This is a genomic window from Phenylobacterium sp., assembly GCF_030697305.1.
Classification (GTDB): domain Bacteria; phylum Pseudomonadota; class Alphaproteobacteria; order Caulobacterales; family Caulobacteraceae; genus Phenylobacterium.
Genome location: NZ_JAUYQL010000083.1, coordinates 1 through 7,118 on the forward strand (window position 1 = coordinate 1; position 7,118 = coordinate 7,118).

A 7,118-nucleotide genomic window follows, 5' to 3' on the forward strand; every position below is an offset into this window, starting at 1 on the left:
ACTCGCCCGCTCCAATCTCGCCCGTTTGGTGGCGTTGTCCTGCAACCCTGCCACCTTCGTGCGCGACGCCCGCAACCTCATCGACGCCGGATTCTCGCTGGAGCTCCTACTGCCAGTGGACCAGTTCCTCTGGTCGCCGCATATCGAGCTCGCCGCTTCGTTCACCCGCTGAGGCCTCACCCGAACAGGTCGCCCTGGGCGCCGGCCTGGGGTGGGACCCTGAAGGCGGTCACGTCCAGCGGCGGCATCTCGCGGTCCAAGCCGTAGCGCCGCTTGGCGGCCTTGAACCGCTGAGCCAGCAGGTCGGCGATCGGGCCCTCGCCACGCATCCGCTTGCCGAACTGGGCGTCGTAGTCGCGCCCGCCGCGCATTTGGCGCACCAACGACATCACCCGTGCGGCGCGCCCCGGCTGGTCGGTCTCCAGCCATTCGCGGAACAGATCCTTGATCTCCAGCGGCAGGCGCAACGCCACATAGCCTGCGCCCACGGCGCCGGCCTCGGCGACCCGCTCCAGCACCGCCTCCACCTCGTGGTCGTTAAGGCCGGGTATGATCGGGGCGACCATGACGATCACCGGCACGCCGGCCGCGCTGAGCTGGCGCACCGCATCAATGCGCCGCTCGGGCGTCGCGGCCCGGGGCTCCATGCTGCGCGCCAGCTTGCGGTCGAGGCTGGTCACCGAGATCGTCGCGCGCATCAGGTTGCGCGCCGCCATCGGCGCCATGATGTCGAGGTCGCGCAGGATCAGCGCCGACTTGGAGATGATCGTGAACGGGTGCTGGAAGCGCGACAGCGTTTCGATCACCTCGCGGGTCACGCCCAGCCGGCGCTCCTGCGGCTGGTACGGATCGGTGTCGCCGCCGATGTGGATCACCTGTGGCGCATATCGGGCTTGCGACAGCTCGCGCGCCAGCAGCTTGCCGGCGTCCGGCTTGAAGAACAGCCGCGATTCGAAGTCCAACCCCGGCGACAGGCCGAGATAGGCGTGCGCCGGGCGCGCATAGCAATAGATGCAGCCGTGTTCGCACCCTCGGTACGGATTGATCGATCGCGAGAAGCCGACATCGGGGCTGTCGTTGCGGGCGATCACCGTCTTCGACTTCATCGGCGCGATGACGGTCTTCAGCTTCACCGGCTCGGCGTCGTCGATCTCCCAGCCGTCGTCGAAGTCCTCCCGCTGCCGGGACTCATAGCGGCTGGACGCGTTGGACCGCGCACCGCGACCGTTAAATGGGACCGCCATGCCAGCAGGATGTCACGTGAAGTGAACAAATCAAGAACAAAATTCGATTGATGACGCCTTCGCCTGCGATATGATTGCCTCGGCGCGAGTTGGCGATCCTGCATCGGGCCGTTCTCGCCTTCGCCTGAATCCTGCGGCGCTCTGAGCGTTTGCCTCCGAAATTCGAAAGGAGCCTCGAGCATGAGTCTGCAGCCATTGCCCTGGAGCGGCGCCTGCCGATGCGGTCAGGTGCGCCTGACGATCAGCGCCCCGCCCCTGCTGACCATGGCCTGCCATTGCACCGGGTGTCAGAAGATGACCTCCAGCGCGTTCTCGTTGAGCGCGGCGATCCCCGCCGACGGATTCGCGGTCACCGGGGGAGAGCCGGTGATCGGCGGCCTGCATGGGGCATCGCGACACTGCTTCTGCCCCCACTGCATGAGCTGGATGTTCACCCGGCCGGAAGGGATGGACTGGTTCGTCAACGTGCGCACCGCGATGCTGGACAACGCCGCAGAACTGCCGCCGTTCGTCGAGACGTGGACGCGCGAGAAGCTGCCCTGGGCGACCACGCCGGCAGCGCACAGCTACGAAGCCCTACCGCCCGACGACGCCTACGAAGGCCTCATCAAGGCCTACACCGCGCAAAGCCGGTAGTCCCTCGAGGCGTATGCTTTAGGCTGTAGCTTTGCCGTGGGTCGGAGGGGTGATTGAATGGGTGTCTTCTCCCAGAGCGCGCGGGTGCTGGCCGGCGGCATCGCACTGGCGGCCTGGATGGGCCTGGTCGCCCAGTTCCTGGCGACGCTCGGGCTGAAGGGCTCATTGCCAGAGGCCCTGTGGGTGCTGCTGCGGTACTTCACGGTGATCACCAACCTGATCCTGGCGGTGGTGTTCACCGGGGTCGCGGCCGGGCGGCGCGGGTTCAGCGAGCCGACTTTGCTGGGCGGGGTGACCCTCGCGATCCTGCTGGTGGGCGTGGTCTACGGGCTGCTGCTGCGTGATCTGGTGGAGCTCAGCGGGGGAGCCAAGCTGGCTGACCTGCTGTTGCATCACGTGACGCCGATCCTCGCGCCGCTGTTCTGGCTGGCCTACGCGCCGAAGGGGAACCTGCAACTTCGAGATCCCCTGGTCTGGGTGTTGTTCCCGCTGATCTATTTCATCTATGCGTTGGTGCGCGGCCTGAGCGGCGACCTCTACGCCTACCCATTCATGGGCGCGGGCCAGATCGGCTGGCTGCGGACGATCGTGAACGGGCTGATCATGGCCGCGGGCTTTATCGCCGTCGGTTATGTGGCGGTGTGGCTGGATGCGCGGCTGGCGCGGCGGGCAGGGGTCTGACCCCAGGGAGCGCGCTGGAACCCCTGGACGCGGTCGGCGCACGCATCCACGCCCTGGGCGCGCGCATCGATGCGCCCGAGAACCTGTTGCCGACGCTCGGCCGCACGGAGGATTTCGCCCGGCCGCATATCGAGGTGGACGCGCGCTACCACTGGGTGGTCGTCGAACGCGGCGAGGAGCTGGAGCGGCGGTCCACAGACGATCTGGACCAGCTGCTCTATTGGACGTTCGAGTCCGCCTGCTTCTCCATGGCCTGCAGCTACGAGCTGCATCACCGCGCACCCGGCCAGGACACCCGCCGCATCATGTTCGCCCGCCAGTGCGCGCTGCTGGGCGCCTTGGCTCCCGCCTGGGCCCATGCCTGTGCGGCCAGCCACGCCGCGGTGCTGGCGGAGCATCCGTTCACCGACGGGCTCGATCTGGTCCCTCCGACCGCGCGGCCGTCGATTTTGGCCAGGCTGTTCCGCAGTCGACCTTGACCCGAAGCACAACGGCGCCGCCTTTGGCGCTCGTGCTTTCCGTGATCATCCCCTCCGCCGACGGCGCGGACCCGTTGCAGAGGCTGCTGGCGGCGCTGGTGCCCGCCGCCGTCGACGGGCTGGTGCGTGACGTGCTGCTGGTCGGCGCGGCGGACGCCGCGTGCGATCAGCTCTGCGAGGATTCGGGCGTGGTGCGGGCGGGCGATATGACCGCGGCGGCCAGGAGCGCCCGCAGCGATCGGATCCTGGTGCTGCCGGCGTCCGTGCGGCTCGCCCACGACTGGCAGGACGCGATGAAGCGCCATCTGGGCCGTGCACCCGTCGGTGGCGTCCTGCCGGGTCAGGCGGATGGGCTTGCGGAGCGCTTACGTGGAGCGGCGTACGGCGTCCTTACGACGAGGGAGCGCATACTGGAGGCGGGCGAAGGGGCGACGATCGCGTCGCTGCGCCGCGATCTCGGCCGCATGGCCGCCCGCATCCGGTAGCGGCGTTCAGCCCGCCGCGTCGAGGCGCGGGTCAATGGCCTTGGCCCCGCGGGCGACGGCCTCCAGCGTCTGGCTGTCCTGGCCGAACATTCGCCGGTAGGTCCAGTAGGCGGCGATCACCTTCTCGACGTAGTTGCGGGTCTCCAGCGCGGGCAGGCATTCGATCACCAGCAGGCTGTCGGCGGCGTCGTCGCCGAGCTGCGCCGCGGTCTTCTGCAGCATGCCGGGCCCGCCGTTATAGGCCGCCACGGTGCGCAGCAGGTCGTAGCCCACGCCGCGTTCCATCAGCCAGGTGAGGTAGTCCTGGCCGACCCGTAGGTTGAACGCCGGGTCGAACAGCGGGCTCATGTCGCGTTTCAGCTTGTCGTCGCCGGCCGCGCGCGCGGCGGCTTCCGGCATCAACTGCATCAGGCCGACCGCGCCGGCCGGGGAGACTGCTGCCGGATTGAAGCGGCTCTCCTGACGGACGATCGCATAGACCAGCGCCTTGTCGAGCGTGAAGCCCGAGCGGGGCTCGAGGGACGGCGCCGGATAGTCGGTCATCGCCAGGTTGCGGCGGACGTCGGCGGCGGCCGCGTCACGCGCGCCGCTGATCGGCGCGTTGAGCGCGGCGATCAGATCGCCCCAGCTCTGGCGTTCCACATCGGTCTTGGCGAGGGTCAGGCCGGCGCGAAGTTCAAGCCCGGCCTCGGCGGGGCGGCCGATCTGGGTGAGCGCCGCCGCGCGGTGGGCGCGCGGGTCGCTGGCGATGAACCGGTTCAGCTCGACATTGGGCCCGTTGAAGGCGGCCAGCACCAGTTCGCCCTCAGGCGCGGCGCGGGCGGCCTGGGCGTCCATCGCCGCGGACTGCAACTTGGCCTGCCGTTCGGCGATCATGCCGTAGAAGGTGTCGGGGTACTGCGCGGCCTGGCGCAGATGGCTGGTGCTCAGCGCCAGGTCGCCCAGCGAGGCGGCGGCGCGGGCGGCCCAGTACGACGCGCCGGAGCGCAGCCAGGCGTCCTGGCTTTCGTCGCGCGACACCTGCTCGAAATAGCCCTGCGCGAGGAGATAGTTCTTCAGCCGGTAGGCGGCGAGGCCGGCGATCCAGGGTTCGCCCGCCGCGGGGGCGAGGGCCAGCGCCCGCTTGATGTCGCCCGAATAGAAGGCCTCGCGCGCCGGGCGGCCGCGTTCGTTCGGCCCGCGCCCGGTGGCGAAATTCGGAGAGGTCCGCACCGCCCAATCGGCGTCGGCCAACAGCGGCTGCGGCGGTGGAGCGGCGTCCGCGGGTTTGCGTTTGGCGGCCAGGGCGAACACGCGGCCGGCCAGGGGCAGGTCGGCGTAGCGGGCGAGCCAGCCGGCCAGTTCGTCGAAGCTGGCGCGGTGAGCGCTCGGATGCATCAGTCGCTGGAACGACAGCACGCCCAGCAGCGACTTGTCCTTCACGTCGGAGAGCTGCATCTCGGAATCGATGAAATCACCGCTGTCGGCCGCCTGGAAGGCCGCCGCATAGCTGCGCGCATCCGCAGCCGAGAGGGCTTGCGGACCGGCGGCCAGCGTCGATGTAGCGAATCCTGCGTTGCAGATCATGGCCAGGACCGCGATCTGCATGCGCTTGTTTAGCGTCATGCCGTCTTCCACCCGACCGCGTTTTTACGCGTGCCGCATGGCCCTTTTCCCAATGACGAGTCCCGTTTAGGCGGGGCGATCCGGGCGATCAAGCCTTTCGACCAGAGTCAAAAGGTCGCCCCAGGCGCGTTTCTTGGCCGCGGGCTGGCGCAGCAGGAACGCCGGATGCAGGGTCGGCAGGGCTGGGATCTCCAACTCGCCGTCCTCGGACTTCCACTCTAACCATCTGCCCCGCAACGATAAAATCCCCTCGTCGCGCTTCAGCATGAACTTGGCGGCGGCGCCGCCCAGCAACAGCAGCATGCGCGGGGCGACGAGCTGGATCGCGCGTTCGACAAAAGGCGCGCAGATCAATTGTTCGGCAGGCGTGGGGGTGCGATTGCCCGGTGGACGCCAGAACACCGTATTGGTGATGAACACTCGATCGGCGATGGCGGCGCCGGCGAGCATCTTGTCGAGCAGCTTGCCCGCGCGGCCGACGAACGGCTCGCCCTGGGCGTCCTCGTCGGCTCCGGGGCCCTCGCCGATGACCATCAGCGGCGCGTCGGCGCGCCCACGCGAGAACACCGAACGGCTGGCGGCGCCTTCGAACCTCAGCCCGCAGCCTTCGAAGGCGGCGATCGCAACAGCCAGCGCCTCGACGTCCTGGGCGGCGGCGGCGGCGCGACGCGCCTCGGCCAAAGGGGCGGCGACGTCGACCGTGGCGGCGACCGCGCCGAAGGCCGGGCGGCGAGGCGCCGTAATCGGCGTCGGCGCCGGGGGAGGCGCGATTCGTCCCTCGGCGACACGGTCAACCGGCTCGTCTAGCAGCATGGCGTCCACGCCGGCCTCGGCCCAGAACGCCAGTAAGCTCTCGGCGGCGCGGTCGTGGGCGGCGACGGAGTTCATGGCGGGCGGATCGTTCCTGGCGTTTGTGCGGCGGTTCGGCCCTATAATGCGCCCCCCTGGGTGCGGACTTCAAACCCGGATCGCCGGTTCCGGCCCAGGCGTGGCGGACGCGTCGCGAGGCTTTCGGGCTTGACCACCTTCCGAGAAGCTTCCGATAAGTCGCACGATCGATCAGATGGCGCACCGTTCGGGGAATCTGAGCGCCGGCGAAGGAGTTGAGGCGAACATGAGCGAAGCTTCGGACACGCAGGCCGTCGAACGCGAAGCGATGGAATACGACGTGGTCATCGTCGGCGGAGGCCCCGCGGGCCTCTCGGCCGCGATCCGTCTGAAGCAACTCGCCGCAGAGCAAGGCGCGGAGGTTTCAGTGGCCCTGGTCGAGAAGGGCTCGGAGATCGGCGCGCACATCCTGTCCGGTGCGGTGATCGACCCCAAGGCGCTGAACGAGCTGTTCCCCGACTGGAAGGCCATGGGCGCGCCGCTGGCGACGCCGGTCAAGCGCGATAAGTTCGTCTACCTCGGCCCGCAGGGCGAGCTGGACATCACCTGGCTGCCGATGCCGAAGTTCATGCTCAACCACGGCAACTACATCGCCTCGCTGGGCAACCTGTGCCGCTGGCTCGCACAGCAGGCCGAGGCGCTGGGCGTAGAGATTTATCCCGGCATGGCCGCCTCGGAGCTGGTCTTCGCCGAGGATGGCTCGGTGAAGGGTGTCGTCGCCGGCGTGTTCGGCATCGGCAAGGACGGCGAACCCACCGGCGACTACCAGCCGGGCGTCGAACTGCTGGGCAAGTACACCTTCATCGCCGAGGGCGTGCGCGGTTCGCTGGCCAAACAGCTGCAGGCCAAGTTTGGATTGAACGAAGATCGCGAGCCGCAGAAATTCGGCATCGGAATCAAAGAGCTTTGGCAGGTTCCGGATGAGAATTTCGAGCCGGGCTATGTGCAACACACCCTGGGCTGGCCGCTGGACGACAAGACCGGCGGCGGCAGCTTCATGTACCACTTCGGGGACAACTACGTGGCCATCGGCTTCGTGGTGCACCTGAACTACAAGAACCCGTGGATCTCGCCGTTCGATGAGTTCCAGCGCTTCAAAC

8 protein-coding genes are annotated in these 7,118 nt (G+C 68.4%); 5 read left to right on the forward strand and 3 right to left on the reverse strand.

What is annotated here, in order from left to right; all coding sequences use genetic code 11:
- Window positions 1-176 precede the first annotated feature (176 nt).
- Window positions 177-1,244, reverse strand: coding sequence for a PA0069 family radical SAM protein (locus Q8R27_RS09095; RefSeq protein WP_305698718.1), 1,068 nt, complete (start codon window positions 1,242-1,244; stop codon window positions 177-179).
- Between the two features lie 180 nt (window positions 1,245-1,424).
- Here Q8R27_RS09095 and Q8R27_RS09100 point away from each other — a divergent pair, with 180 nt between their 5' ends.
- The 4 genes from Q8R27_RS09100 to Q8R27_RS09115 are packed head-to-tail and all read left to right on the forward strand — an operon-like array spanning window position 1,425 to window position 3,525.
- A complete protein-coding gene (locus tag Q8R27_RS09100; protein ID WP_305698719.1) occupies window positions 1,425-1,880 on the forward strand; it encodes a GFA family protein in 456 nt (151 codons plus the stop codon).
- Between the two features lie 57 nt (window positions 1,881-1,937).
- Complete coding sequence (locus Q8R27_RS09105; protein ID WP_305698720.1) at window positions 1,938-2,561, forward strand: Pr6Pr family membrane protein; 624 nt, start codon at window positions 1,938-1,940, stop codon at window positions 2,559-2,561.
- The gene (locus tag Q8R27_RS09110) at window positions 2,522-3,040 is read left to right on the forward strand and encodes an Imm63 family immunity protein (protein ID WP_305698721.1); all 519 of its coding nucleotides are present in this window, start codon (window positions 2,522-2,524) and stop codon (window positions 3,038-3,040) included. Before Q8R27_RS09105 ends, Q8R27_RS09110 begins: the two co-directional genes overlap by 40 nt.
- A gap of 23 nt (window positions 3,041-3,063) precedes the next feature.
- Window positions 3,064-3,525 carry a hypothetical protein gene (locus Q8R27_RS09115; protein WP_305698722.1) on the forward strand — a complete coding sequence of 154 codons (462 nt, stop codon included), beginning with the start codon at window positions 3,064-3,066 and terminating at the stop codon, window positions 3,523-3,525.
- A gap of 6 nt (window positions 3,526-3,531) precedes the next feature.
- Here Q8R27_RS09115 and Q8R27_RS09120 read toward each other — a convergent pair whose 3' ends face one another.
- Window positions 3,532-5,130, reverse strand: coding sequence for a lytic transglycosylase domain-containing protein (locus Q8R27_RS09120; protein ID WP_305698723.1), 1,599 nt, complete (start codon window positions 5,128-5,130; stop codon window positions 3,532-3,534).
- Between the two features lie 66 nt (window positions 5,131-5,196).
- Window positions 5,197-6,018: a uracil-DNA glycosylase gene (locus Q8R27_RS09125; RefSeq protein ID WP_305698724.1), complete on the reverse strand. Its 822-nt coding sequence runs from the start codon at window positions 6,016-6,018 to the stop codon at window positions 5,197-5,199.
- 226 nt (window positions 6,019-6,244) lie between these two features.
- Between Q8R27_RS09125 and Q8R27_RS09130 the strand changes: the two genes are divergently transcribed.
- Window positions 6,245-7,118, forward strand: an 874-nt coding sequence (locus tag Q8R27_RS09130) for an NAD(P)/FAD-dependent oxidoreductase (protein WP_305698725.1), incomplete at its 3' end; no start/stop codon positions are given.